We start from the raw sequence: 24,353 nt of genomic DNA on the forward strand, positions 1-24,353 counted from the left end.
CACTCTTTCTGCAAGACTGCAATTCTGGGATATGACCGTGATCAAGCTCTACGACTACGAACTCTCGGGCAATTGCTACAAGCTGCGCCTGCTGATGGGCATCCTCGGCATTGCCTATGAAACCGTGCCGGTCGATTTCTATCCCGGCCGCGAGCACAAGTCGGACTGGTTCCTCAGGATCAATCCGCTCGGTCAGTTGCCGGTGATCGAGGATGACGGGCTCGTGCTGCGCGACGCGCAGGCCATCCTGGTCTATCTCGCCGCCAAATATGATGCCGGGGGCAGCTGGTATCCGCAGGGCAATCCGGCCCTGCTCGGCGAGATCAGCCAGTGGCTGGCCTTCGCCGACGGCATCACGGCCACGGCCTCGGCGGCGCGGCTGCATGACGGCCTGTTCTACGAGCTGGACGTGGAGGCGGCGCGATCGGGCGCCCACCGCCTGTTCCGCATCCTCGACGAGCATCTGTGGTTCGGCGAACAGGAAGGGCGGGACTGGCTCTGCAACGCCCCTAGGCCGACCATCGCCGACATCGCCTGCTTTCCCTATGTGATGCTGTCGGAAGAGGGCGGCATTCCCCGCCAGGACTATCCGGCGATCCGCCGCTGGTCCGACAGGGTCAAGCGCATCAAGGGCTTTTCGGTGATGTCCGGCGTCTTCCCCGCCGGCCCGGCGAAGGCGGCGTGAGGAAGCCTCTGTCGATCAACTCTTTGAAAAGACAGGAAAATGCTGTAAGAGCCTCAAGCGCTTGGCAGCCGAGGCCCTCCTGACGGGCGCCGCGAGCGTAAAAGAGCAACGAAAGCAGCATGTTGGACAGAGACTTTTCCATCGCCCCGATGATGGACTGGACGGATCGTCATTGCCGGTTCTTCCATCGCATCCTTTCGGCGAAGGCCTTGCTTTATACTGAGATGGTGACCACCGGCGCCGTTATTCACGGCGACCGGCAGCGTCTGCTCGGCTTTTCCGGCGAGGAGCATCCCATCGCCGTGCAGCTCGGCGGTTCCAATCCGAAGGATCTGGCCGTCTCGGCCCGCATCTGCGCCGATTTTGGCTATGACGAGATCAATCTCAATGTCGGCTGCCCGTCCGACCGCGTGCAGGAGGGGCGGTTCGGCGCCTGCCTGATGGCGGAGCCGGAACTGGTGGGCGAGTGCGTCGCCGCCATGAAGGCCGCCGTCGACCTGCCCGTCACCGTCAAATGCCGCATCGGCATCGACGAGCAGGATCCCGAGGCCGCGCTCGACCGCATCACCGCGGCCGTGCGGGCCGCCGGCGTCGACGCCCTGATCGTGCATGCGCGCAAGGCCTGGCTGAAGGGGCTGAGCCCCAAGGAAAACCGCGACGTGCCGCCGCTGGATTATGGCCGCGTCTATCGGCTGAAGGAAGCCAATCGCGATCTCTCCATCTCGATCAATGGCGGCATCAAGGCCGTCGAGGAGTGGGGCACGCATCGGGCCCGCCTCGATGGCGTCATGGTGGGGCGCGAGGCCTATCAGAATCCCGAAATCCTGCTTGCAGTCGATCCCACGCTGTTCGGCGTGGCCGCGCCTGTCGCCGACGGTTTCGAGGCCATCGAGGCGATGGCCCCCTATATCGAGGCGCAACTGGCACAGGGTGTTCGGCTGAGCTCCATCACCCGCCACATGATCGGCCTGTTCCCCGGACGGCCGGGCGCGCGGCTCTACCGGCGCCACCTCGCCACTGAGGCGGTCAAACCGAGCGCCGGCCTCGAAGTGCTGTTCGAGGCGGCTGCGCATGTCCGTCGCGCCATGGAGGCCAAGGCCGCCTGATCAGTCCGGATCGCGCGCTGCTCCCGTCAAAGTGAATCGCCTCGTCCCGCCGCGCCGCTATGCTGCGCCACTGGGCACGCCGTTGCGTCGCGGGGGCGCGGAGTTTGCATCATGACGAAACCCTATCGGCTTGCCGGTCTGCTGGCGCTCGCTTTCCTTGTTCCGGCTCAGGCGCAGGAGGCCCCGCGCAAGATCTTTCGCGGCACGGTCGAAACGCTCGACAGCAAGGGGCTCAGCCTCAAGACCAAGGACGGCCAGAGCGTCTCGATCCATCTCACGCCTGACTGGAAGGCCCGGCTGGTGGCGCCTATCGGCGTGGAAGCCATTCATGCCGGCAGCTTCATCGGCACGGCGCAGATCCCCCAGGCGGACGGCTCCGGAAAATCGCTGGAGGTCCATGTCTTTCCGCCGGGTGTGAAGAGCGGCGAGGGCGAGCGGGACTGGGATTCCCAGCCCGGTGCGCGCATGACCAACGGCACGGTGGGGGGCGAAGTCGTCTCCACGGCGGCGGGAAGAGAGGTCACGCTCAGCTTTCCCGGCGGCAGCCGCAAGATCGTGATTCCCCCCGAGGTTCCCGTGGTGCAGTTCAATGCGGCCGAGCGGACGATCATCAAGCCGGGAATCGCGGTTTTCGTCGTGGCGCAGCCCGACGGCAAGGACTGGCGCACCAACAGCGTGGCCACCGGCCAGAACGGCGCCGCGCCGCCGATGTGACAAGAGTGGAATGCGGACATCCTGTCCGTTCTTGGAGAGGCATTGCCGGAGCAGGGCGTACAAGATGTCCGCGCTCCCAGGAAGAGCTCTTAGACTTCAATCACCATGCCGTCCTCGGCAAGGTCGAACAGAGTGCGGTCGACCTTGTCGCGATAGGCCAGCATGGTCGGCCCCATATGAGTGAGCACCACGCGCTTGGCGTTGAAATCGCCGCGGCGGGAGAGCAGGCGGTTATAGTCGAGATGCGGCGGGGTCTCCTCGATGGCGAAGCATTCGAGAAAGAGCAGGTCCGCGCCATCGGCGATCTCAGGCAGGACTTCGGTCCATTCGGTGTCGCCGGAATGGACGAAGACCTTGCCGCCGCCTTCCAGCCGGACGGCCGTGGCCGGCGCACCGCACGGATGCACCACCTCGACGGTGCGGATGGTGAAGCCCTGGGCGTCGCGCTGCGTGCCGGGCGCCATTTCCTCTACGCTCCAGGCAAAGCTCCAGGGCGTTTCCATGGTAGCGCCGGCAAACAGCGCCTCGATGGTGGTGGACAGGCGTTCGATCGTGCCCGGAGGGCCGATGATGCGCAGTGAACGGGTACGCTTGCGGACCCACTGAGCATCGAGCAGCAGGAAGGGAATGCCGCCGAAATGGTCGCCATGCAGATGGGTCAGCATGATCAGGTCGATCTGGTCGGGGTCGATGGCCATGGCGCTGAGCGCCGTCATCGTGGTCGCGCCGCAATCCAGCAGGCAGACGGTGCGGCCCTCCTGCGGATCCTCGATCTCGACCAGGCTGGCGGTGTTGAACCGTCCTCCCGATCCGAAGGCATCGCCACAGCCGATCACCGTCACGCGCATGGCAGGACCTCCTGCCGCCGGGGCGCTGCGAAATGGAGTGAGCGGAAAGAGATCTGCCTCATGCGGAAGTCTGTTCTATTTCGATAACAAGCCCCGTAGATCTGCGAGGCTTCAACCAGGAGATGCGCGTCGAGTCACCCACCGGTATGAACCGAAAAGTCCCAGAACTTCAACTCAAAGAAAGCGGGCAAAACCAGCCGGAATGAACCAGGAGTGGCCAGTTCACGAAATGCCGAAACTGTCTGTGCGAAAACGCACAAGGCGAGCGGCTCGAAACGCCGCAAGCATTTGAGATCCTATGGATTCCTCCCGGTCGAGCCGAATGGCTCGAGCGGATGGAATCTGCCTGGTTCAGAATTTGCGGGCGGTCGGCTCGACCACGATGCGGAAGGGGCCGAGATCGCTGTCGCCGCGCGCATCGACACGCCCCTTGACGGTGGAGCCGAAACCGCTCTGCTGGCCGAGGCCGCTCTGCTTCCTGAAACCGTAATCGGCGCGGAACTCGCCGCCGACCCTGATGCACATGCCGGTATCGGCCGAATAGACGAAGCCTTCGCCATATTGGCTGCAGCGGGGATCCGTTTTCTCGCCGGCAAAGCCGGGCGCCGTAAAGGCAAGTACGGCAATGGCAGCGCTGATCGTCCTGAACATGAATAGGCTCCTAAAGCGTCTTGCGATCGGATCGTTCACGGGAGATCGCAAGACGCATCGAAACAAAGTTGGAGCAAAGCAGGTATTTTCGCCGAAACATACCCGACTCTAGCAGCGACTCAGGCCTAGCGCCCGATCGTGACCACTTCGCGGCAAAGCTTTTCCGGCTCGAACACGAGATATAACGGTTTGTTACATCCAGCCGCCGCGCCGCCCCGTCTGTATCATCGGGATAAGCTCACGCCTTGTCGGTGACGCCCGCCTGCGCGAAGGTCGCCATGCCGGTATGGCAGGCAAGAGCCGCCTTGATGAGGGATACCGCCAGGGCCGCACCGGAGGCTTCGCCGAGCCGCATGTCGAGATCAAGCAGCGGTTTCTTGCCGAGCCGAGCCAGGACATCGCCATGGGCGCCCTCGGCAGAAACATGCCCCGCGATGCAATGGTCCAGCAGGGCGGGGTCCATTGCGTGAAGGATCGCTGCGGCGGCGCAGACGACATAACCGTCCAGTACCACGGGCACGCGCTGGCTGCGCGCCGCCAGAATGGCGCCGGCCATCGCCGCGATTTCACGGCCACCCAGGCGCCGCAGCACTTCGAGCGGATCCTTGAGATGGCTGCGATGAAATTCGACCGCGGCCGAGACGGCTGCAATCTTGCGGGCGAGACCGGCATCGTCGACGCCCGTGCCGCGGCCGACCCAATGGGCCGCTTCCTCGCCATAGAGCGCATGGTAGATGGCGGCAGCGATGGTGGTGTTGCCGATGCCCATCTCTCCCAGGGCCAGCAGGTCGATGCCGCCGGATACGGCCTCCATGCCGAAAGCCATGGTGGCCGCGCAGGCCTTTTCGTCGAGCGCCGCCTCGCAGGTGATGTCGCCGGTCGGGATGTCCAGCGCCAAGTCGAACACCTTGAGGCCGATGTCGAAGGTCGAGCAGATCTGGTTGATCGCGGCGCCCCCGGCTGCGAAATTCTCCAGCATCTGGCGCGTGACTTCCTGCGGGTAGGGCGAGACACCGCGGGCGACCACGCCGTGATTGCCGGCGAAGATCGCCACCAAGGGGCGCGAGACGGTGGGAGACGGCGTGGCCTGAACGCCGGCGAGCCACTCGACGATGGTTTCCAGCCGGCCGAGACTGCCCGGCGGCTTGGTCAGCTGGCCGTCGCGCTGCTTCACGCCCGCCACTGCGCTGGCGTCGAGGGCCGGCATGCCTCGGGCAAGCTCGCGGATGTCGTCGAAGGGCAGGGCGGTGCCGGCAAAAGCCATCGGGATGTTTCCAATGCAGGAGAAATGATTGGCCGCGCTTATAGACCGATGGCCACGAAGCGGAAAGGCCGCGTGACGACGGTTGCTGCCCCGGCATCGACACGAGAAGCAGTCGGGTGCAGGACATCGCGCCGTTGCCTTGAAGGTTCCTCGCATGGCATGCAGGGCCTGCCATGATGCATTCATCATTTCTCGCCAGCGTTCCTCAAGCTCTACGCTTCTGGTCGCGTCTTCCGGTGCCCGTCCTGTCCATCGAGATCGATCCGCATGGCCGGCCCGATATGGAGCGGCTGGCACCGGCGACGCCGCTGGCCGGGGCCGTGCTCGGCCTGGCGGCCGCTATCGTGCTGGTCATCGCCCATCTCGCCGGCTTGCCTGCGACGGTTGCCGCCATCTTCGCCGTCGCCGCCCTGGCGGTGATGACCGGTGCCATGCATGAGGACGGGCTTGCCGATGTCGCCGATGGCTTCGGGGGAGGCGGCACACTCGAACGAAAGCTCGAGATCATGCGTGATTCGCGCATCGGCTCGTATGGCGCGACCGCCCTGGTGCTGGCTCTCGCCGCCCGGGTGTCGCTGCTCGCCGGGCTGCTGACGGCGACGGGCAATGTCTGGCGTACGGGCCTGGTCCTGGCTGCTGCCGTCGGCACCTCCCGCATTCTGGGATTACTGCCACTGATGTTGCTGGGACCGGCGCGCCCGGATGGTGCCGGCGCTTCGGCAGGCCGGTTGACCGGCCATGCCTGGCGCTCCGGCGCCGTCCCCGCCATGGTCGCAACGGCTTTGCTGGCCTGGGCCGGAACCGGCCATTTCATGTCGGTTGTCGCACCCCTGGCGGGGCTTGCGGCGGCCTATGCTGTCACGCGGCTGGCTGAACGGCAGATTGGCGGGCAGACCGGCGATGTCTGCGGTGCTGCCGTGATGCTCGCCGAAATGGCAATCCTGGCAGGCGCCCTGGCGCCTCTGGGCTGGCATGTCTAAATTATTGATACCTCTCTAGCCGGATTGTGAATGCCATGCAGATCACCTCCACACCCTGCGTCGCCATTTGCCGCATCGATGCGGCGAGCGGCTTCTGCATCGGCTGCGGGCGCACCAGCCTGGAAATCCGGCGCTGGGTGGAGATGAGCGAGGAGGATCGCCTGGCGCTGATGGCGAGGTTGCCGGATCGTTTCGCGCAAACGCCGGCTCTGCAGGCCGCACGCGATGCTTTCGACGCCATGATGGCGGCCCGTCGGCGGACCGGCCGGCGCAATCGCGCATGAATGCCACATTTGGGGGCTGAACTCTTGGCTGGTGATTGCGCCAAATCGCCGTCCACTATGTGAAATCATCGAGGAGACGGCATGAGTCGGATCGGCGTTCTCATCCTGGCTGCTGCTTTCGCTGCCTTGGCCGGCGGCACGGTCTCGGCAAGAGAGTGGAAATCGATCCGCATCGCCACGGAAGGCGGTTACCCGCCCTTCAACCAGCTCGATGCCAAGGATCAGCCCATCGGCTTCGATGTCGATATCGCCAAGGCACTCTGCCAGAAAATGGGTGCGACCTGCAGTTTCGAAGTCCTCGACTGGGACGCCCTGATTCCGTCCCTGAACGCGGGCAAGGTCGATGCCATCGTGTCATCCATGTCGATCACGCCGGAGCGGCGGCGGCAGGTTGCCTTCACCAACCGCTATTATGATCGGCCCACGAGTTTCGTGGCCCGCAAGGACAGCAAGGTCGCAACCTGGGACGCGGCAGGACTGAAGGACAGGGTTGTCGGCGCCGTTGCCAACACCGTGCAGGCCGCCTTCCTGCAGGCGGAGATCCAGGGGGGAGGCGCCCAGATCAAGCTTTATGGCAGCCAGGACGAGGCCAATGCCGATCTCGTGACGGGCCGCCTCGATGCCGTGCTTGCCGACAAGCTTGTACTGGCCGGCTGGCTGGGCAAGCCCGAAAGCGTCTGCTGTGAGCTGAAGGCCGATGTCGACCTGGTGAAATATGCCAGGTTTTTCGGCGAAGGAGAGGGGATCGCCTTGCGCAAGAGCGATGGGGATCTTGCCGAAAAATTCAATAAGGCGATTGCCGATATCGTCGCCGATGGTACCTACAAGACAATCAACGATAAATATTTCCCCTTCTCGATCTATTGAACCCGGCGGCTGCCAGAAGCCCTCGGGATAAAGGAGTTCTCGCAATGAAAGTGGCGTTTCTCGGCCTTGGCGTGATGGGTTTTCCGATGGCGGGCCATCTGGCCGTGCGCGGTGGCCATCAGGTCACCGTCTACAACCGCACCCCCGCCAAGGCGCAGGCTTGGGTGGAAAAATACGGCAACGCCTCCGCCCCGACCCCGGCGGAAGCCGCCAGGGATGCCGACATCGTCTTTGCCTGCGTGGGCAATGACGATGATTTGCGCTCGGTGACGACAGGGCCGCAGGGCGCCTTTTCGGGCATGAAGAAGGGGGCTGTTTTTGTCGATCACACCACGGCCTCGGCCGAGGTCGCGCGCGAACTGCATGAAGCGGCCGGTACGCTCGGCCTCGGCTTCGTCGATGCGCCGGTTTCGGGCGGGCAGGCCGGCGCCGAGAACGGTGCACTCGGCGTGATGTGCGGCGGCGACGCTGATGTCTATGCCCGGGTCGAACCGGTGATCGCCCACTATGCCAAGGCTTGTCAGCTGATGGGGCCGGCCGGCGCCGGGCAGTTGACCAAGATGGTCAATCAGATCTGCATCGCCGGGCTCGTGCAGGGCCTGTCGGAAGGTATCCATTTTGCCAACAAGGCCGGGCTCGACCTCAAAAAGGTCATCGGCGTGATCTCGAAGGGGGCCGCGCAATCCTGGCAGATGGAAAATCGCTGGAAGCCGATGCAGGAAGGCAAGTTCGATTTCGGTTTCGCCGTCGACTGGATGCGCAAGGATCTGGGGATCTGCCTCGAAACCGCCCGTGCGAATGGCGCGCAGCTGCCGGTGACGGCATTGGTCGACCAGTTCTATGCCGAGGTCCAGGCCATGGGCGGCCGGCGCTGGGATACGTGCAGCCTCGTCGCCCGGCTTGAAAAGCCGCGTAATTAAGCGGGCGATGATGGGAAAGCCGCAATCATGAAGACCCTCGAGGACATGGGCTCGCCGCCGGGTTTCGATGGCGAGCCGGACTACAATGCCGAGACCGACGAGGAAGAGGGCAAGCTCTATGAAAGCCTGATGCTGGCGACGGCGTCTGGCTTCGATGAAGCCGTTGCGGCCCTGACTGCCTTCCTCCGGCGCCATGTCGGTGCCGAATTGGAGACGACCTCCGAGGATGTCGCCGGTGTGCGCAGCTGGGTGGGACGGTGCCAGACCGCGGACCAGTCGGTGGATGCGCAATTGACCGATTTCGGGGACTATCGCGGCGGTTATCTCCGCCTCATCTCCAATCTGGATGGCTCGCGATCTTGACGGGGAGAGGCGAGGCCTGACAGGAGGCTTCGCCGCCGAGGATTGTTCACCCGTCGGCATTTTGCTAAACGCCTCGTTTCATCCGTTTCACAGGAGCCGGACATGAGAGGCCTCAAATCCTCGGACCGCTAGGCCGCAACGACATGTCGATGTTGTTGCGGCGTTCTGTCCGATCCCATCCGGTTTTGCACTGAAGAGGCAGACCGCCGCCGAATGTTTTCATTTGAGCGGATGTTTCGTCATGCCTGCCAAAAACCCCGTCTGGGGCCATGCCTTGCCGTCGGCCCTGTTGCTGATGGCCCCCTTCGATATCCTTGCCTCCCTGGCCATGGATATCTATCTGCCCATCGTACCCATCATGCCGGCGACGCTGGAAACCAGCGTAGCGGTGATCCAACTGACCCTCAGCCTCTATATGGTGATGCTGGGGGCGGGGCAGATCGTCTTCGGGCCGCTGTCCGACCGCATCGGCCGCCGGCCGGTGCTGATCGGCGGTGCCGCCCTGTTCCTGCTTGCGTCTCTGGGACTTGCGGCGAGTTCAAACGCCGCTGTCTTCGTGGCCCTGCGCTTCCTGCAGGCGGCCGGCGCCTCCGCTTGCCTGGTGGCGACCTTCGCCACGGTCCGGGACGTCTATGCAGAACGTCCCGAAGGCGCCGTCATCTACAGCCTGTTCAGCGCCATGCTGGCTTTCGTGCCGGCCTTGGGGCCGATTGCCGGGGCACTCATCGCCGATCGGTTCGGCTGGCGGGCAATCTTCCTCACGCTGGGCCTGTTGATGGCCGCCGCGTTCGCCCAAGCGGCGTGGCGATGGCCCGAGACCCGACGAGAAGCAGTCGAGGTCGCTCGGCGTCCGGCCATCACGGTTCTCGCCAGCTATGCCTTCTGGACCTATACGGCGGGCTTCGGCACGGCGATGGGGAGCTTCTTCGTCTTCTTCTCCACCGCGCCGCGGGTGCTGATCGACAGGGCCGGCTATTCGCCCCTGGCCTTCAGCCTTGCCTTCGCCACGGCGGCCGTCGCCATGATGGTCGCGACCCGTTTCGTGCCTGGCCGTATCGAGCGCTGGGGACGCTTGGCCTGCCTCAGACGGGCCATGGCGACGATCCTGGCGGGGGCCGGACTGCTTGCCTTGGGTGAGACGGCGGGAGCGGCATCCTGGTGGAGCTTTCTCTCGCCGATGTGGGTGATCGCAATCGGCATCGTCCTCGCGGGCGGTGTCGCTGCCAATGGTGCGCTCCAGGGTTTCGATGACATCGCCGGCGCCGCGGTGGCGCTCTATTTCTGCGTGCAGAGCCTGCTGGTGAGCGTGGCCGGCACCTTGGCCGTCCTGGTTCTGCCGGGGGACACCGCCTGGCCGCTGGTGGCCTATGCCGCTGGCATGGCGAGCTTGGTTCTTCTGCTTGCCGGAGCAAGGCGGGAAAGGCTGTCGAGGGCTGACGTCCAGAATCCGTCTGCGGGTTGAGCATTTCGCCTGGGCCCGTCTTGTTCTCGTCACAAAGGCTTCCTATATAGCCTTTCAAGGGTGATCCGGCGGACGCGTCGGGTGCCCGATCGAAAGGTAGCCCCACCACGGATGTACTGGGGGGCGGGCCGATTGAAATGAAAGGGCCGGCGTTTCGCCTTAGGGTTTGATCCTGGCCTTTGTCGCAAGGCAACCCCGTCAGCAATGGCGGGGTTTCGTTTTTCTGGCACTGATATCTGTCTTGAGCGCCGAAGTGTTCAGTCCTTGCGAATGAGGAAGAACCAGGCGAGATAGCCGCCGACGGCCAGGGCAATGAGCAGCATCACGGTCTGCTTGGTGTCGGCGCTCAGCGCCGCGTCGCGTTGTGCTTGGGCATAGCGGCTCGCCATTTCGGGGTTGCTGCTGACATAGATTGCGGCAATCCCGAGTATGGCGACCAGCACCAGCAGGGTCCAGCGTGAACGAAACAAATCAGATCCTCAACTTCAGCCTGGTTGCATTCTCGGCTGGAATGCCGGCGATTTCACGTTAAGAAAGCGCAATTCTAGAGCGAAGTGCGTCAGCGCCCTTGAAACTGGGGCGCCCGCTTGGCCAGGAAGGCGGCCACGCCTTCGGCAAAATCATGCGAGGCGCCGGCCTTGCGCTGCAGCGCCGCTTCCAGGGCCAGCTGGGCATCGAGATCATTGTCGGCGCTGGCCAGGACCGCCTCCCGGATCATGCGGAAGGCGAGGCCGGGGCCCTGGGCGAGCCTGGCTGCAAAGGCGGCGACGTCGTCGCGGAAGCTGGCATCCTCATAGAGCTTGTAGACGAGGCCCATGCGCAGGGCTTCCTCCGCCGGCACCGCCTCGGCCGTCAGCATCAGGGCGAGCGCCCGCTTGGGACCGATCAGGCGCGGCAGCAGCCAGGTTCCCCCGGCATCGGGGATCAGAGCGATCTTGGCGAAGGCTTCCTGCAGGGTCGCCGATCGCGCCGCCAGCACGATGTCGCAGGCGAGCGCGATATTCATGGACGCGCCGACGGCCGGCCCGTTGAGCGCCGCGATGGTCGGCTTGGGCGAGTTGACGATCTGCTTGATCAGGGGATTGTAGTCCCGTTCCAGGGCAGGGCCGAGATCGATGCCGCCCTGGCTGTCGCGAGGCAGGTCCTCGGTGAGGTCCTGGCCTGAGGAGAAGGCACGCCCCTCGCCGGTGAGTACGATCACCTTGACGCCGTCGTCGGCAATTGCCGCTGCCAGGGCCGCGCGGAGTTCGGCATGGAGGCTCGCCGTGAAGGCATTGAGCTTTGTGGGCCGGTTCAATGTCAGGGTGCGTACCGGACCCGCATTCTCCACCACCAACTCGCTCATGCCGTACTCCCTATTCACACGCCTTTTTCCAGCGCGGCCTCGATGGCTCGCCGGCGCCGCATTTCGCGTCCGGCAGCATAGAGGCCGCTGAGGATGATCAATATCATGCCGGCGCCCGCCCACACATCGGGTAAATCGCCGAAGACCGCAAGCCCGGCCAGGACCGAAAGCGCGATGGCCGAATAGCGGAACGGACTGACGACCGAGACATCGGTGCCGCGATAGGCGGCGATCACCAGGGCATGTCCGCCGACCAGGCTCAGGCCGCCCAGCATCAGGAGCGAGAGGTCGGCAAGGTGGAGAGGCTGCCATTCGGATACGGCCGAGCCGGCAAAGCCGGCCAGGGAGACGATGGTCGTGGTGCCGAGCGTCACCAGCAGGGTCGGCACGCTGGCGCCGATGCGGTGGGTGACGAGATCGCGCAGCGCCGCCAGCACGGCACAGGCCAGGGTGGCCAGGACATAGAGGTTGAGGCCTTCAGTGCTCGGGCGAGCCACCAGGATCACGCCGGCGAAACAGACGAACACGGCTAGCCATCGCCTGGCATCGACCTTCTCCTTGAGCAGCAGGGCGGAAAAGGCCAGCAGCAGGATCGGCGCGATCTGGCCGATGGCGGTGGCGATGCCGAGCGAAACATAGCTGAGGCCGAGGATGGAGGCGAAGGCGACCACGCTCTCCATGCCGCCGCGAGCCGCGACCCGCCACTGCCAGATCAGGCGGAAATGGCGTTGAAGGCCGCTGGCCAGGATGAGGGCGAGCACGAAGGCCGTCGCGAAGACACCGCGAATGGCGATGACCTCGCTGACGGGCATGCGGGCGGTGGCGAGCTTGGCGACGGAATCGTTCACCACGAAGCAGGCCATGGCAGCGATCATCAGCACGATGCCGCGCTGATTGGCTCGCTGGCGACCGAGATCGGCCTCGGTGAATGCAACCGTGGTCATCAGGCGATGGCTTCCTGCCTGCGCCTCGATCTGACGAAGAGCAGGGCAAGCCCGCTTGCCACGATCATCACCATGCCGGTGATGGCGAGCCCGTTCGGCACCTCGCCCCAGACCAGGAAGCCGCCGATCACCGCCCAGACGGTGAAGCTGTAGTAATAGGGCGCCACGACCCCGGCCGGCGCCTTGCGGTAGCTCAGGAAGATCGCCATCTGGCCGAGCGTGACGATGAAGCCGGATGCCGCCATGGTCAGCCACTGGTCGAGTGAGGGCGGCATCCAGCGCTCATGGATCAGGGTGGCACAGCCGGTGGCGAGCGTCAGCAGCACGGTGGTGGTGGTCAGGACGACGAAGGTGGGAATGGTGGCCGGCGTGCCCCGGGTAAGCAGGTCCCGCGTTGCCACCATCATGGCGGTCACAAAGGCGTAGAGCGCCGCGGGCGACAGGCCCGCACCGCCGGGCTGTGCCACCAGGAGGGCTCCGAGGAAGCCGGTGCAGACCAGAGCGAGGCGGACCGCGCCGATCCGTTCACGGAAGATCACGGCCATGGCGACGATGACCAGCAGAGGCGCGGTCTGGCCGATTGCGATCGCATCGGCGATCGGCATGGCGGACAGAGCGGCCATGTAGAAGAAAGTGGCTGCCGCCTCGAGCAGGGCGCGCAGGATGGCGCGCCAATGCAGGGCGCCGCCGAGCTGGCGCATCTGCCCGGTCGCGACCAGCAGGAAGCTGCAGGACGCCAGCCCGAAGAAGCCCCGCATGAACAGGACCTGGAAGGGCTGCAAACCTTGCGCCGTGAGCTTCATCAGGCTGTCGCTGACGACGAACAATCCTGTCGCGAGAACCATCGCGACGATTCCGGACCAAGGCGACTGTGCGGGCGGCATGGAGGCGCAATCAAAAGATCACCGCCGGCAGGCAGCGGCCAATCGGGAAGGTAAGAGAATAATACTTACCTATACTTTGCCCAATGATTTGGCAAAGACAAACCGAGAGGAACTCAAGAAAAACGCTTGAGGCCGAACATGCTGAGGTCGATGCGGCTGCTGCCCATGGTGGCGAGTTCGGCCAAGGCCTCGCCGATAGCGCTGGCGAATTTGTAGCCGTGACCGGAGCAGGGCGAGGCGACGATGACCTGCTCGTGGCCGGGCAGGGTATCGATGATGAAATGCTCGTCGGGCGTCATCGTGTACATGCAGGCCTTGAGGCCGAGCAGGTCGCCATTGGCCCCAGGAATGTGCTTGGCGAGGCAGGCCCGCAATTGCTCGCGATGCCGGGGCGAGGGGACACGGCTGGGCGTGTCGGGATCATAGGGCTCGCCGCCATAATGCGGTGAGCCGAGCTTGAAGCCCGGATGCTGCCAGAGCGGAAAGCCGTAAAAATGGCCCTCGTCAGCTTCGAGCGTGAAAACCGGGAAATGGGATAGGTCGAAGAGGGAGGGCCGGGCGGGGGCGAACCAGCCGAGCGTCTGCAGCACCACCTCGGTCGACGGCTTGAGTGCGGGCACGAGGTCCCCGATCCAGGCGCCGGGCGACAAGACGAGCCTGCCGGCTTCGTAGCTGCCCTGGTCGGTCGTCACGCGCACCCCGCCGCCTGCTGTCGGCTCCCAGCCCAGCATGGCTTCGCAGCCGTGAATCTCAGCGCCGTGATGCAAAGCGAGCGCCGTATGGGCGAGGATGGCCCGCTCGGAAGCCACGAAGCCCGACTGGGGCTGGTAGAGGCCGATATGATTGCGGTCGAGCGTGAAGGGGTAACGTGCCTCGATGGCATCGCGATCGAGCAGTTCGTGCTCCAGGCCATGGGCCTGGCTGGCCTCAAGTGCCTTCTCCACGATGCCGCTGCCATCATGGGCGATGTCGAGGGCGCCGACCTCGAAGAACAAAGGCTCGCCGGTGAGCTTGCCGGTCTCGATCCACAGCTCCCGAGCTCGCTGCACCAGGGGCACATAGGCCTCGCCCTCGAAATAGGCCAGGCGCAGGATGCGCGTCAGTCCATGCGAGGAACCCATCGCATGGCCGATTTCGAATTTCTCCAGGCCGAGCACGCGCACGCCCCGCTTGGCGAGCTGATAGCAGGCGGCCGATCCCATGCCGCCGACACCGGCGACGATCACATCAAAGGTCTTGGACATTATGGGAGGCAAGTGGAAGGCAAACTGGCCGAGTCTTCAACCCCTGAGCAAAACGCGTTTAGACGAAACGCTCGTTCGCGGTCTTTCTTTGGTTCGGCCGTCATCGTGATTCCTGACGGTCTCGCCAAATTGCAAAACGCTCAGGAAGCGCTGTTCTCCTAGAGCAAAGCGCGTTCAAGCGTGAACGCTTATTTGCTCTAGCTCATTGTTCTGACGCGTCTTTGCGATTCTTGGTGACTCCGTCTAATCGCAAAACGCTATAGGACCGCCAGCATCCTGCCGGCTCTTCCTTCTCGCTGAGGTGACGTTTTCCAGGAGCCAGCAGGATGCTCGCGGTGCCAAGGCTCAGCCGCCGGTCACGCTCATATGCCGGCTGACCGCGGGTTGCTTGGTGCGCCGGTCGATGACGAAGTCATGTCCCTTGGGCTTGCGGGTGATGGCGCGATCGATGGCGGCGTTGAGAAGGTCGTTCCCCTCGGAGGCACGCAGGGGCGCGCGCAGGTCGGCGGCGTCTTCCTGGCCGAGGCACATATAGAGCGTACCGGTGCAGGTGACCCGCACGCGGTTGCAGCTCTCGCAGAAATTATGGGTCATCGGCGTGATGAAGCCGAGGCGGCCGCCGGTCTCGCGGACGCGCACATACCGGGCCGGCCCACCGGTATTATAGGGAATGTCGTCCAGCGTGTAGGTGTCGAGAAGCTGGGCGCGCAGCACCGAGAGCGGCAGATATTGATCGACCCGGTGCCCGGTCACGTCGCCCATCGGCATCACTTCGATGAAGGTGAGGTCCATGCCGCGGCCATGGGCCCATTCGATCAGCCCTACCGCTTCGTTTTCGGTCATGCCCTTGATCGCCACCGCATTGATCTTTACCGCTAGGCCTGCGGCCTGGGCCTTGTCGATGCCGTCCATGACCTTGGCGAAATCGCCCCAGCGGGTGATCGCCTTGAAGGCCGCCGGATCCAGCGTGTCGAGCGAGACATTGATGCGCTTGACGCCGCAATCCCTGAGTTCGGCGGCGTAGCGGGCGAGCTGCGAGCCATTGGTGGTCACGGTGAGCTCATCGAGCCGCCCGCTGTCGAGATGGCGCGAGATCGAGCGGAACAGCGTCATGATATCGCGCCGGACCAACGGCTCGCCGCCGGTGAAGCGCAGCTTGCGGACACCCTTGGCGATGAAGGCGCTGCACAGCCTGTCGAGTTCCTCGAGGGTGAGCAGGTCCTTCTTGGGCAGGAAGGTCATGTCCTCGGACATGCAATAGACGCAGCGAAAGTCACAGCGATCCGTCACGGAAACGCGCAGATAATTGATAGCGCGCCCGAAAGGGTCGATCATCGGCGGCATGTCCGCCATTGCATGATCATCCAGCACGTCCACACTCCCGGGGCAAAGCGCTTTTGAGCAACTATCGCGCGGCCCCAACTCATTGTTTCGATGCATCCCTGCGAGGGCGGCGAACCGCCGGATCGAAAGGCGCCTTGGGACCACGTCCCCTTTGGTATTCTTCTAAGCCGACGACAGCCCAAACACCAATGATAGTCGAGGCAAACTGCCATTATGTCGCAGAGTCCGTGCCGAACGCTTCAACGACACCGATTGGCCTTTGCGGCTTGCGCTGCATCCGCCTTCTCCTTATGTGGCGATCAGAACAAAAAAGGGAAGATGCCGTGAGCGGAGACGTCGCGAAGGCCTGGCCGACCGAATTGCGCCTGTCCAAGGACAAGAAGACCCTGACCGTGAGTTTCGACGACGGCCAGTCCCATGCGTTCAGCGCCGAGATGTTGCGCGTGATGTCGCCGAGCGCCGAGGTGCAGGGCCATAGTGCCGCCGAGCGCAAGACGGTGGGCGGCAAGATCAATGTGGCCATTCTGAGCCTTGATCCGGTCGGCAATTATGCCGTGCGCATTTCCTTCGACGACATGCACAATACCGGGCTCTATACCTGGACCTATCTGGCGGAACTCGGCCGGGAGAAGGAGAGCCGCTGGGCCTCCTATCTTTCCGACCTCAAGGAGAAGGGCCTGTCGCGCGAAAGGCCGGGGCAGCGCTGAGAGGAAGCTGAGTGTTTCCCGACTCGGGCGAGGGCTGGACGGCTCAGCAGTTCGGATCCGAGACCGCTCTGCTCGGAACGCGGTCTCCGGACCCGACCGTGGTCTGGTCCGATCGCGACGCGGCATTCCATGCCGCATCGGGCAGGGGAAGACGCGCAACTCAACCCCGGATGATCACCACCCTGGTGCCGACCTTCACCCGCTCATAGAGATCGGTGACGTCGTCATTGGTCATGCGGATGCAGCCCGACGATACGGCCTGCCCGATGGTCTGCGGCTCGTTCGAGCCATGGATGCGGTAGAGCGAGGATCCCAGATACATCGCCCGGGCACCCAGCGGGTTCTGGATGCCGCCGGCCATGTAGGCGGGCAGGTCCGGCCGGCGCTTGCGCATCTGCGGCGGCGGGGTCCAGCCCGGCCATTCGGCCTTGCGGGAGATACGGTGCACGCCGCCCCATTCGAAGCCCTTGCGGCCGACGCCAACGCCATAGCGCAGGGCCGTGCCGTCATCGAGCACGAGATAGAGCCGCCGTTCGGGCGAATTGACCACGATGGTGCCGGGCTTCTCACGGCCGCTATAGCTCACCACCTCGCGCGGGATCGGTGAGACGGCGGCGACAGCGCCGGCATTGGCGGGCTGGCGCGGGCCGCCGAACAATTTCTCGAAGATGCTGGCTGCGTTGGCCGAGCTTGAGGCGATGCCCAAGCTCGATACCAAGACCAGGCCGGTCAAAAGACGACGCATGATGAAGCCCCGAATGGTTTGATCGAAATTCTTCGATCCCACTTGAATGAACAGAGCCCCGATCTTCAGATTCTTCAACTGGTGAAAGACTGTCAGCAGGCAGTCTTCACGTGAAAATCAAGGCCTGTGTCCTCTCAACAACACTTGGCCGCGACATGCAGTGCGTATTGGCACAAGATCTCTCAAGCATTGGTACCGCCATCGATGGTATAGGCGCCTCCCGTTGCATATTGCGCCTCCGGGCTTGCCAGCCAGGCGACCAGGCCTGCGATCTGGCTGGGCTCGCCATATCTGGGGATCGCCATCGCCGCCCGAGCCTGATCGGCGCGTTCGGTGGTGGCGGGGTTCATGTCGGTATCGGTCGGGCCGGGATGGACGATGTTGACCGTGATGCCGCGTGGACCGAGATCCCGGGCCATGGACTGGCTGAGGCCAGCCAGGGCTGACTTGCTCATGACATAGAGACCGATGCCGGCGCGCCCGACCCGACCGACCAGATTGGAGCCGATAGAGATGATGCGCCCGCCTTCTCTCATATGAGCCGCGGCGGCCTGGGAGGCGACGAAGGCACCGCGCAGATTGGCGGCTATGATGTGGTCGAAATCTGCGAGGGAGACCTGTTCAATTGTGCCGCCGGTGAAGATGCCGGCATTGTTGACGAGGATGTCGAGGCGGCCGAACGTGGCGGCCGCCCGGTCGACGGCGCCGCGGACGGCATCGGCATCGGCGCTGTCGGCCTTGATCGCCAGGGCACGCTGGCCCGTGCCCCGGATCTGCTCGGCAACAGCTTCGGCGCTGTCACCGCGGCTCGCATAGGTGATCGCGACGTCGGCGCCCGATTCCGCCAGCCGCAGGGCGATGGCTGCGCCGATCCCGCGGCTTCCTCCGGTCACGATGGCTGCCTTGCCCGCCAGGGTCTTGATCATGAGGATCTCCTTGGTAAGGTATTCGCCTTACCTAGCAGCTTATCTAGGTATGATGCAAGGCTTACCTTGGAGGTTTTTCATGGCCGATCGCGAGGGCCATCCGGAGCCGGAAGAAATGCAACTCGGCAAGCTGCTTGCGGCGCTTGCCGATCCGCTGCGCAGGCGTGTGATTGCCGAACTGGCCCAGGCGCCGGACGGCACGGCGCGGCATTGCGCCTCCTTCGGCTTCGAGGTCAGCAAGGCGACGCTGACCCATCATTTCCGGGTGCTGCGCGAGGCGGGCCTGATCTGGCATTTCGATCGCGGCAACAGCCGGGCGGCCAGCCTGCGCCGGCAGGACGTCGAGGCACGCTTTCCCGGCCTGTTGGGACTGATTGCTGCGGATATCGAGGACGTGCCATGTCGTGCATGAGCTCATTCTGGCCAGATCTTGATGCTGTCTGGCAATCGCGCCAGCGGCCCGGATGAGGCGCATGGGCTATGAGGATGGCATCGACACCACAGGAGACGATCATGAGCCTCGTCAGCGCCATCCCCGCAGCACCGCCCCATCATGCCATTGCCCATTTCGAGCGCCGCCTCTCGGTCGAAACCGATTGTTCGGACGTCGCTCAGGCGCTTACCTCCGGCGAACGGGATTTCGTTCTCCTGCATGTCGTCGGTTCGCCGGAGACCTTCCGCCGCCGCCACATTCCCGGCGCGCTTCATCTGCCGCACCGGGAGATCGATGCGGCGCGCATGGCGCAATGGCCCGATGACACCTTGTTCGTGGCCTATTGCGCCGGCCCCCATTGCAATGGCGCCGACCAGGCGGCCCTCAAGCTCGCCCGGCTCGGCCGTCCGGTGAAGATCATGATCGGCGGCCTCACCGGCTGGGCCGACGAAGGCTTGGCTTTCGCGGAAAGGGAGGGGTGAGGCCATTCCCGGGACCGCCAGCATCTTCTGGCTTCTTGTTTTAACAAGCGCCGCGTTTCCAAGGGCCAGCAAGATGCTGGCGGTCCCGGGAGAAGCGATCAAATAGCCCGCTTTACGGTCCCGCCTTGAACAGGGCGAATTCCTCGGCCGTCACGCGATCGAGATGCTCGCGATAGGCATCATGGTGGCGGTGCGACGGGCCAATCCGGCCGAAGGAGAGCTGGGCCTCGCCGTCGGGGCGGATCGGCACCAGGGCGATGGCTGCCGAGACCGGCGTGAGCTGCGTACCGCGGCCGGCGCGCAGCGAGGTCAGGATACCGTACATCGCGCCCGTATGCGTCGGACGGCCGACCACCGCCACCCGGTACTGGCCGCTGATGGAGGTCACCAGATAGACATGGCCTGACTGGTTCGGCACCGAGACCTCGCCCTGCTGGTTGAAGCCGGTGTCGAGGCGCTCGGCCTCACGGAAGATCAGGCGGGAGGCGCTGTCGCTCCAGGATATTTCGGTGCGATAGGCAAACACCGCGCCGGCCTCGCCGAAGGAGGGGCGCAAAGTAAGGTAGTTGCCGGTGAGCCAGGACACTGCCGCCTTGGTGTAGGAGCCCAGATGGTCCGGCGCCGTGCCGCCGCCCGCGACGGCTATCGGGGTGGAGGCGTGGTCTGCATGGCGCAGGCTGGTGCCGAGAGCTTCCTCCAGGCGGATGACGGTGGCGAGCGTGAAGGGGCGCCGGCCGGACAGGGCTTTTTCCAGGGTCGACAGGCTGATCTTGGCTTTTTCGGCGAGAGTCTGGCGCGAGATGCGCCGGCGCGCCAGAGCCTCGCGCACCGCAAGCGTAATCTGGTGGGCTTGTTCGCCGGAAAACTCGCTGTCGGATGACACGGGGCTGGTCCTGCTGAAGCGATCACGCTGACCAGGCCTGATGACCGGCCGTCGCGCACAATCACGTACAAAACCGGACATTGCCGCAGGAGGCCACCGCCGGCAAGGCGCTTTGTGACGGAATATGCCTAACAAACGCGGTTAATGAAGCTCGTACGCACAGTCCTCGCGAGAGCAGAACGGGACCAGGCCGACTGAGGCCAGACAGCGTTCAATCGAGGACGACATGCACATGAACCAAGCAGTTGCCGGCCGCCAAACCGGCAGACGACGGCACCCTCATTCCGGTATCGGCCGCCGCGCTATGGTGGCGCTGGCCGAGCGTTTTCTCATGGTGGTGCTGATCCTTGCGACCTTTCTGCTCTTCGTTGTCGGCGCCTATGCCTCGCCTCGCGTCACCGTCGACGACGTCAAGGCGGGTTCCTTGCTGCTGCGCACCGAGGATCCAGGCAGTTATGTCGAGGCCGTCCGGACGGCCACCGACGTTCAGCTCGGCGTGAGCGGTCCGACCATTCGCGCCACCGTGACGCAGATGTTCCACAATCCGGGCAAAAGCTGGGTTGAGGGCATCTATGTCTTCCCGCTGCCCGACGGTGCCGCCGTCGACACCATGAAGATGGTGGTCGGCCAGCGCGTGGTCGTCGCCGACATCAAGGAAAAGCAGCAGGCCAAGCTGGTCTATGAGCGTGCCAAGGCCGAGGGCAAGAAGGCCGCGCTGGTTGAACAGCAGCGGCCGAACATGTTCATGAATTCGATCGCCAATATCGGCCCCGGCGACACGGTGGTGATCCAGATCGAATATCAGGAGCCGGTGCGCCAGGCCGACAACACTTTCTCCCTCCGCGTACCGCTGGTGGTGGCGCCGCGCTTCTCGCCGAGCACGGTTGGCGCCGGCTCGGCCGAGACCGTGACCTTCCAGGACAAGTCGGGCTGGGGCGCTGTCACGCCGGCTCCGGCATCGGGTCAGGTGCCGCGGGCGCCGGTGCTCGATCCGCGCGAGAATGCGCCGGTCAATCCCGTGCAGATCCGCATCGATCTCGATGCCGGCTTTGTGCTGGGCGAGGTGAAGAGCACCTTTCATCCCATCAAGATCACCGACAAGGGGCCCCGGGCCCGTCATATCGAACTGGCTTCGGGGCCGGTGCCTTCGGATCGCGATTTCGAATTGACCTGGCAGGCCCAGCCCAGCCAGACGCCCTCCGTCGGCCTGTTTCGCGAGAAGGTCGGTAGTGACGACTATCTGATCGCCTATGTCACGCCGCCCACCGCCAGATCCGCCCAGGCCGACCAGCGCCCGCGCGACGTCACCTTCGTGATCGATAATTCCGGCTCGATGGGAGGCACCTCGATCGAGCAGGCCCGGGCGAGCCTCGCCTATGCGTTGGGGCGCCTGACGCCATCGGACCGCTTCAATGTCATCCGCTTCGACGATACCTTCACCAACCTGTTCGGCGGCACGCTGCCGGCCACGTCCGAGAACATTGCGCGGGCCCAGGACTATGTCTCGCGCCTCCAGGCCGATGGCGGCACCATGATGGTGGCCCCCATGCTGGAGGCCCTCAAGGATAGCCACGAGGGCGAAAAAGGTTTCCTGCGGCAGGTGGTGTTCATCACGGACGGCGGCATCGACAATGAGCAGGACCTGTTCGACACCATAGCCTCGCATCGCGGCCGTTCGCGCGTCTTCACGGTCGGCATCGGCTCGGCACCGAACTCATATCTGATGACCCGCGCGGCCGAACTCGGCGGCGGTGCCTTCATGCAGATCGGCTCGGTCGATCAGGTGCAGGAACGCATGAAGCAACTGGTCGACAAGCTGGAAAGCCCGGCGATGACCAATATCGACATCGCTTTTTCCGGAGGCGCGGCCGATGTGACGCCGCGCATCCTGCCCGATCTCTACCATGGCGAGACCCTGGTGCTGGCGGCCAAGGTCAAGCACCTCACGGGCAGCGTCGAGGTGCGCGGCCTCATCGACGGCAAGGGCTGGTCCATCGCGCTGCCGGTTGCCGGCGCCGCGGAAGGAGCCGGCATTTCCAAGCTGTGGGCGCGCCGCAAGATCGATGATGCCGAGGTGGCGCAGACACTGCGGCAGATCGACCGGGAGGAGGCCGACAAGCGCATCCTGGCGCTTGCCCTCGATCACCATCTCGTCACCCGGCTTACCAGCCTGGTGGCCGTGGACAAGACCCCGATCCGCCCACGCGGCGTGCACCTGTCCCGTTCCGACGTGCCGCTGAACCTGCCGGCCGGCTGGGATTTCGACAAGGTCTTCGGCATCAAGGGGGAGGCTGCCGCCGACCGCGAGCAGCGCCAGGCCCTGCTGGATCTCGATGGCAGGAAGGTGCAGACGATCGACGCCTCGCGCGCCATCAGCCTGCCGCAGACTGCGACGGATGCCGAACTGCGCCTGATCATCGGCGGCCTGCTGCTTGCCGGTGGCCTCGCCTTCGGCTTCCTCACCCGTCGGCGCAGGGCACTCGCATGATCGTGCTCCCATTCCCAAGGCTCTCGCCCGCAGCGGCGGGAGCTTCCTGGTTTGCCAGGATCCGGTTGCTGGTCATGGGTGGACTGCTCTGCGCCGGCCTGGTCCTGGGTGGGCAGGGAGTTTGGATCCACGCCAAGGCCTTCCTCGCGCAGATCCTACTCAATCGGGCCTTCGATCAGTCGGTCGCCAGCGGCGCCATCGTCAAGCCCTGGTCCTGGCTGGATACCTATCCGGCCGCCCGTATCGAGGTCCCGCGTCTCGGCAAGAGCGCCGTGGCGCTGGAAGGAGCGAGCGGACAGGCGCTGGCATTCGGGCCGGCGCACGTCGCCGGCACGCCTGCGGCCGGAGAGGAGGGCACGGCCGTCTATGCCGCCCATCGCGACACGCATTTCGCCTTCCTCGGCGAGGTAAGGGTCGGGGACGAGATCAAGGTCATCCGCCGCGACGGCGTCGCCGTGCGCTATCGCGTCACCGGGCAGGATATACGTCCCTGGGACAGCTCCGGCATCGACCCCGCCGCGCCTGGCCGCCATCTCGTGCTGGCCACCTGCTGGCCGTTCGACGCCGTTACCAGGGGGCCGCTGCGCTATCTCGTCCATGCCGAACTGGCGCCATGAGGAATGAGCAAGGTCGATTGAAGTGGCGCCCACCATGATCTAGTTTGCTCAGAAAATATCCGACGGGAGCGAACTGTGAGCGAACTGAACCGCCAGAACCGGATCATCGAGATCCTGGGCAAGCGTCCCTTCCTCACGGTGCGGGACCTGCAAGGGCAATTGGGAGTCTCCGCCGCCACCATCCGGCGGGATATCGACAAACTCGACCAGACCGGCAAGGCGCAGAAGGTCTATGGCGGCATCGCGGTACTCGATGGCTCGGCGTCGCCCGGCCGCCACGCGGCCCGGCCCTATGACGAGAACCGCGATCTGGCGGTGGAAGCCAAGCAGGCGATCGCGGAAGATGCGGCAACGCTGGTGCGCGACGGTGATTCCATCATCATCCATGGTGGTTCGACCTGCTTCTATCTCGGCACCAGGCTCGCCCATCGCAATGTCCGCCTCTATACCAACTCCATGCCCTTGGTGGCCTTTCTCAGCGACCGGGGCAGTTGCAGCCTGACGGTTGCGGGAGGCGAATTGCATCGTGAGCCGGGCATTATCCACCCGACCGCGCCCGCGCCTCCCTTCTACGCCTCCAAATTCTTCCTGGGGGCGCAGGGCATCAGCCGCGACGGATTGCTGGAGTCCCATCCGCTGCTGGTGCGCACCATCATCGATCTGAGCGCCAATGCCGATCAGGTCGTCGTGCTCGCGGACAGCCGGAAATTCGCCATCCGTGCGCGCAGTGTCGCCCTGCCACTGTCCAGGGTGGGCGTCCTCATCACGGATGACGGCTTGTCGGATCGGGACGCCAAGATGCTTGAGAATGCCGGCATCAGCATCCGGGTCGTCTCCCTCGCGCCCGATACGGTTTGATTGTGTTGCCGTCGCCTGTCATGAGCGAATTCAATCGGTATGGCGCTCAGTCTATTGCATGCGCCGACGTCGCTATGCCTCCCAGCTGGCGTACCACTCTCTTTTTCGGGTTGAAAAATATAACAAAAATGCAAATTTCGCGGTAAGTGGAGTTCTCGTGGCAATGATTATTTTAGATCATAGGTGAGTTAATTATCTCACCGCGTGCTTTATCACGCTTGCTGAAAGACGATTTTTGATCTAGTTGGGCAATATGTCTTACAAAAAAGCGTGAGGAGAAGCGCGGACATGGGGGAGACGCGGGTCGGC

The 24,353-nt window shown here is 64.3% G+C and carries 27 protein-coding genes; 15 read left to right on the forward strand and 12 right to left on the reverse strand.

Annotated features, from left to right (window positions below):
- Window positions 1-37 precede the first annotated feature (37 nt).
- The 3 genes from J8I29_RS03530 (at window position 38) to J8I29_RS03540 (ending at window position 2,505) form a co-directional block, all read left to right on the forward strand.
- Window positions 38-685 (forward strand): glutathione S-transferase, encoded by a 648-nt coding sequence (locus tag J8I29_RS03530; RefSeq protein ID WP_105861987.1) that lies wholly within the window; start codon window positions 38-40, stop codon window positions 683-685.
- Window positions 686-804: 119 nt separating this feature from the next.
- The gene (dusA, locus tag J8I29_RS03535; RefSeq protein WP_209430660.1) at window positions 805-1,791 is read left to right on the forward strand and encodes a tRNA dihydrouridine(20/20a) synthase DusA; all 987 of its coding nucleotides are present in this window, start codon (window positions 805-807) and stop codon (window positions 1,789-1,791) included.
- 111 nt (window positions 1,792-1,902) lie between these two features.
- The gene (locus J8I29_RS03540; protein WP_209430661.1) at window positions 1,903-2,505 is read left to right on the forward strand and encodes a hypothetical protein; all 603 of its coding nucleotides are present in this window, start codon (window positions 1,903-1,905) and stop codon (window positions 2,503-2,505) included.
- 89 nt (window positions 2,506-2,594) lie between these two features.
- Here the strand turns inward: J8I29_RS03540 and J8I29_RS03545 are convergent, their stop codons facing one another.
- From J8I29_RS03545 to cobT, 3 genes are all read right to left on the reverse strand, one after another.
- Window positions 2,595-3,353 carry an MBL fold metallo-hydrolase gene (locus J8I29_RS03545; protein WP_209430662.1) on the reverse strand — a complete coding sequence of 253 codons (759 nt, stop codon included), beginning with the start codon at window positions 3,351-3,353 and terminating at the stop codon, window positions 2,595-2,597.
- A 351-nt stretch (window positions 3,354-3,704) separates the two neighbouring features.
- Complete coding sequence (locus J8I29_RS03550) at window positions 3,705-4,004, reverse strand: porin (RefSeq protein WP_209430663.1); 300 nt, start codon at window positions 4,002-4,004, stop codon at window positions 3,705-3,707.
- A 238-nt stretch (window positions 4,005-4,242) separates the two neighbouring features.
- The gene (gene cobT / locus J8I29_RS03555) at window positions 4,243-5,268 is read right to left on the reverse strand and encodes a nicotinate-nucleotide--dimethylbenzimidazole phosphoribosyltransferase (RefSeq protein WP_209430664.1); all 1,026 of its coding nucleotides are present in this window, start codon (window positions 5,266-5,268) and stop codon (window positions 4,243-4,245) included.
- Between the two features lie 173 nt (window positions 5,269-5,441).
- Between cobT and cobS the strand changes: the two genes are divergently transcribed.
- From cobS to cml, 6 genes are all read left to right on the forward strand, one after another.
- The gene (gene cobS / locus J8I29_RS03560) at window positions 5,442-6,248 is read left to right on the forward strand and encodes an adenosylcobinamide-GDP ribazoletransferase (RefSeq protein WP_245196636.1); all 807 of its coding nucleotides are present in this window, start codon (window positions 5,442-5,444) and stop codon (window positions 6,246-6,248) included.
- Between the two features lie 35 nt (window positions 6,249-6,283).
- Window positions 6,284-6,532, forward strand: a complete 249-nt coding sequence (locus J8I29_RS03565; protein ID WP_209430665.1) for a DUF1289 domain-containing protein — start codon at window positions 6,284-6,286, stop codon at window positions 6,530-6,532.
- Between the two features lie 81 nt (window positions 6,533-6,613).
- Entirely contained in the window at window positions 6,614-7,399 is a 786-nt protein-coding gene (locus J8I29_RS03570; protein WP_105861834.1) for a transporter substrate-binding domain-containing protein, read from the forward strand.
- A gap of 44 nt (window positions 7,400-7,443) precedes the next feature.
- Window positions 7,444-8,319 carry an NAD(P)-dependent oxidoreductase gene (locus J8I29_RS03575; protein WP_209430666.1) on the forward strand — a complete coding sequence of 292 codons (876 nt, stop codon included), beginning with the start codon at window positions 7,444-7,446 and terminating at the stop codon, window positions 8,317-8,319.
- 27 nt (window positions 8,320-8,346) lie between these two features.
- Window positions 8,347-8,682 (forward strand): hypothetical protein, encoded by a 336-nt coding sequence (locus J8I29_RS03580; protein WP_209430667.1) that lies wholly within the window; start codon window positions 8,347-8,349, stop codon window positions 8,680-8,682.
- A gap of 241 nt (window positions 8,683-8,923) precedes the next feature.
- Window positions 8,924-10,144 carry a CmlA/FloR family chloramphenicol efflux MFS transporter gene (gene cml / locus J8I29_RS03585; protein ID WP_209430668.1) on the forward strand — a complete coding sequence of 407 codons (1,221 nt, stop codon included), beginning with the start codon at window positions 8,924-8,926 and terminating at the stop codon, window positions 10,142-10,144.
- A 257-nt stretch (window positions 10,145-10,401) separates the two neighbouring features.
- On the opposite strand, the gene J8I29_RS03590 is transcribed toward cml, so the two are convergent.
- The 6 genes from J8I29_RS03590 to moaA form a co-directional block, all read right to left on the reverse strand.
- On the reverse strand, window positions 10,402-10,614 hold the full coding sequence (locus J8I29_RS03590) for a hypothetical protein (RefSeq protein WP_105861838.1): 213 nt from the start codon (window positions 10,612-10,614) through the stop codon (window positions 10,402-10,404).
- Window positions 10,615-10,703: 89 nt separating this feature from the next.
- On the reverse strand, window positions 10,704-11,489 hold the full coding sequence (locus J8I29_RS03595) for an enoyl-CoA hydratase-related protein (protein WP_209430669.1): 786 nt from the start codon (window positions 11,487-11,489) through the stop codon (window positions 10,704-10,706).
- A 14-nt stretch (window positions 11,490-11,503) separates the two neighbouring features.
- Window positions 11,504-12,433 (reverse strand): DMT family transporter, encoded by a 930-nt coding sequence (locus tag J8I29_RS03600; RefSeq protein ID WP_209430670.1) that lies wholly within the window; start codon window positions 12,431-12,433, stop codon window positions 11,504-11,506.
- Window positions 12,433-13,317 carry a DMT family transporter gene (locus J8I29_RS03605; RefSeq protein WP_280869774.1) on the reverse strand — a complete coding sequence of 295 codons (885 nt, stop codon included), beginning with the start codon at window positions 13,315-13,317 and terminating at the stop codon, window positions 12,433-12,435. The genes J8I29_RS03600 and J8I29_RS03605 overlap by 1 nt, the downstream gene beginning before the upstream one ends.
- 113 nt (window positions 13,318-13,430) lie before the next feature.
- A complete protein-coding gene (gene solA / locus J8I29_RS03610) occupies window positions 13,431-14,561 on the reverse strand; it encodes an N-methyl-L-tryptophan oxidase (RefSeq protein ID WP_209430672.1) in 1,131 nt (376 codons plus the stop codon).
- Window positions 14,562-14,906: 345 nt separating this feature from the next.
- Window positions 14,907-15,914 (reverse strand): GTP 3',8-cyclase MoaA, encoded by a 1,008-nt coding sequence (gene moaA, locus J8I29_RS03615; protein WP_105861843.1) that lies wholly within the window; start codon window positions 15,912-15,914, stop codon window positions 14,907-14,909.
- A gap of 314 nt (window positions 15,915-16,228) precedes the next feature.
- Between moaA and J8I29_RS03620 the strand changes: the two genes are divergently transcribed.
- Window positions 16,229-16,612 carry a DUF971 domain-containing protein gene (locus tag J8I29_RS03620; RefSeq protein WP_245443326.1) on the forward strand — a complete coding sequence of 128 codons (384 nt, stop codon included), beginning with the start codon at window positions 16,229-16,231 and terminating at the stop codon, window positions 16,610-16,612.
- Window positions 16,613-16,772: 160 nt separating this feature from the next.
- On the opposite strand, the gene J8I29_RS03625 is transcribed toward J8I29_RS03620, so the two are convergent.
- On the reverse strand, window positions 16,773-17,357 hold the full coding sequence (locus J8I29_RS03625) for a L,D-transpeptidase (RefSeq protein WP_209430673.1): 585 nt from the start codon (window positions 17,355-17,357) through the stop codon (window positions 16,773-16,775).
- 182 nt (window positions 17,358-17,539) lie between these two features.
- Entirely contained in the window at window positions 17,540-18,283 is a 744-nt protein-coding gene (locus J8I29_RS03630; protein WP_209430674.1) for a 3-oxoacyl-ACP reductase family protein, read from the reverse strand.
- Window positions 18,284-18,362: 79 nt separating this feature from the next.
- On the opposite strand from J8I29_RS03630, the gene J8I29_RS03635 reads away from it, so the two are divergent.
- Window positions 18,363-18,695: a helix-turn-helix domain-containing protein gene (locus J8I29_RS03635; protein WP_209430675.1), complete on the forward strand. Its 333-nt coding sequence runs from the start codon at window positions 18,363-18,365 to the stop codon at window positions 18,693-18,695.
- A gap of 101 nt (window positions 18,696-18,796) precedes the next feature.
- Window positions 18,797-19,198 (forward strand): rhodanese-like domain-containing protein, encoded by a 402-nt coding sequence (locus J8I29_RS03640; protein ID WP_209430676.1) that lies wholly within the window; start codon window positions 18,797-18,799, stop codon window positions 19,196-19,198.
- 112 nt (window positions 19,199-19,310) lie between these two features.
- Here the strand turns inward: J8I29_RS03640 and J8I29_RS03645 are convergent, their stop codons facing one another.
- Window positions 19,311-20,081, reverse strand: a complete 771-nt coding sequence (locus tag J8I29_RS03645; RefSeq protein ID WP_348535976.1) for a helix-turn-helix transcriptional regulator — start codon at window positions 20,079-20,081, stop codon at window positions 19,311-19,313.
- 232 nt (window positions 20,082-20,313) lie between these two features.
- On the opposite strand from J8I29_RS03645, the gene J8I29_RS03650 reads away from it, so the two are divergent.
- The 3 genes from J8I29_RS03650 to J8I29_RS03660 all read left to right on the forward strand — a co-directional run bounded on the left by J8I29_RS03650 (window position 20,314) and on the right by J8I29_RS03660 (window position 24,044).
- Complete coding sequence (locus J8I29_RS03650; protein ID WP_245196638.1) at window positions 20,314-22,569, forward strand: marine proteobacterial sortase target protein; 2,256 nt, start codon at window positions 20,314-20,316, stop codon at window positions 22,567-22,569.
- A gap of 74 nt (window positions 22,570-22,643) precedes the next feature.
- Complete coding sequence (locus J8I29_RS03655; RefSeq protein WP_209430920.1) at window positions 22,644-23,186, forward strand: class GN sortase; 543 nt, start codon at window positions 22,644-22,646, stop codon at window positions 23,184-23,186.
- 75 nt (window positions 23,187-23,261) lie between these two features.
- Window positions 23,262-24,044 carry a DeoR/GlpR family DNA-binding transcription regulator gene (locus J8I29_RS03660; RefSeq protein ID WP_105861850.1) on the forward strand — a complete coding sequence of 261 codons (783 nt, stop codon included), beginning with the start codon at window positions 23,262-23,264 and terminating at the stop codon, window positions 24,042-24,044.
- Window positions 24,045-24,353: the final 309 nt, after the last annotated feature.

Origin of the sequence: Labrys sp. LIt4, from assembly GCF_017813775.1 — a bacterium.
Classification (GTDB): domain Bacteria; phylum Pseudomonadota; class Alphaproteobacteria; order Rhizobiales; family Labraceae; genus Labrys; species Labrys okinawensis_A.

Bases quoted from the DNA above. Each gene is read 5' to 3' on its own strand.
- dusA (WP_209430660.1), top strand. From the start codon at position 805: ATGTTGGACAGAGACTTTTCCATCGCCCCGATGATGGACTGGACGGAT.
- J8I29_RS03540 (WP_209430661.1), top strand. From the start codon at position 1,903: ATGACGAAACCCTATCGGCTTGCCGGTCTGCTGGCGCTCGCTTTCCTT.
- J8I29_RS03545 (WP_209430662.1), bottom strand. From the start codon at position 3,353: ATGCGCGTGACGGTGATCGGCTGTGGCGATGCCTTCGGATCGGGAGGA.
- J8I29_RS03550 (WP_209430663.1), bottom strand. From the start codon at position 4,004: ATGTTCAGGACGATCAGCGCTGCCATTGCCGTACTTGCCTTTACGGCG.
- cobT (WP_209430664.1), bottom strand. From the start codon at position 5,268: ATGGCTTTTGCCGGCACCGCCCTGCCCTTCGACGACATCCGCGAGCTT.
- cobS (WP_245196636.1), top strand. From the start codon at position 5,442: ATGATGCATTCATCATTTCTCGCCAGCGTTCCTCAAGCTCTACGCTTC.
- J8I29_RS03565 (WP_209430665.1), top strand. From the start codon at position 6,284: ATGCAGATCACCTCCACACCCTGCGTCGCCATTTGCCGCATCGATGCG.
- J8I29_RS03570 (WP_105861834.1), top strand. From the start codon at position 6,614: ATGAGTCGGATCGGCGTTCTCATCCTGGCTGCTGCTTTCGCTGCCTTG.
- J8I29_RS03575 (WP_209430666.1), top strand. From the start codon at position 7,444: ATGAAAGTGGCGTTTCTCGGCCTTGGCGTGATGGGTTTTCCGATGGCG.
- J8I29_RS03580 (WP_209430667.1), top strand. From the start codon at position 8,347: ATGAAGACCCTCGAGGACATGGGCTCGCCGCCGGGTTTCGATGGCGAG.
- cml (WP_209430668.1), top strand. From the start codon at position 8,924: ATGCCTGCCAAAAACCCCGTCTGGGGCCATGCCTTGCCGTCGGCCCTG.
- J8I29_RS03595 (WP_209430669.1), bottom strand. From the start codon at position 11,489: ATGAGCGAGTTGGTGGTGGAGAATGCGGGTCCGGTACGCACCCTGACA.
- J8I29_RS03600 (WP_209430670.1), bottom strand. From the start codon at position 12,433: ATGACCACGGTTGCATTCACCGAGGCCGATCTCGGTCGCCAGCGAGCC.
- J8I29_RS03605 (WP_280869774.1), bottom strand. From the start codon at position 13,317: ATGCCGCCCGCACAGTCGCCTTGGTCCGGAATCGTCGCGATGGTTCTC.
- solA (WP_209430672.1), bottom strand. From the start codon at position 14,561: ATGTCCAAGACCTTTGATGTGATCGTCGCCGGTGTCGGCGGCATGGGA.
- moaA (WP_105861843.1), bottom strand. From the start codon at position 15,914: ATGGCGGACATGCCGCCGATGATCGACCCTTTCGGGCGCGCTATCAAT.
- J8I29_RS03625 (WP_209430673.1), bottom strand. From the start codon at position 17,357: ATGCGTCGTCTTTTGACCGGCCTGGTCTTGGTATCGAGCTTGGGCATC.
- J8I29_RS03630 (WP_209430674.1), bottom strand. From the start codon at position 18,283: ATGATCAAGACCCTGGCGGGCAAGGCAGCCATCGTGACCGGAGGAAGC.
- J8I29_RS03635 (WP_209430675.1), top strand. From the start codon at position 18,363: ATGGCCGATCGCGAGGGCCATCCGGAGCCGGAAGAAATGCAACTCGGC.
- J8I29_RS03640 (WP_209430676.1), top strand. From the start codon at position 18,797: ATGAGCCTCGTCAGCGCCATCCCCGCAGCACCGCCCCATCATGCCATT.
- J8I29_RS03650 (WP_245196638.1), top strand. From the start codon at position 20,314: ATGAACCAAGCAGTTGCCGGCCGCCAAACCGGCAGACGACGGCACCCT.
- J8I29_RS03655 (WP_209430920.1), top strand. From the start codon at position 22,644: ATGGGTGGACTGCTCTGCGCCGGCCTGGTCCTGGGTGGGCAGGGAGTT.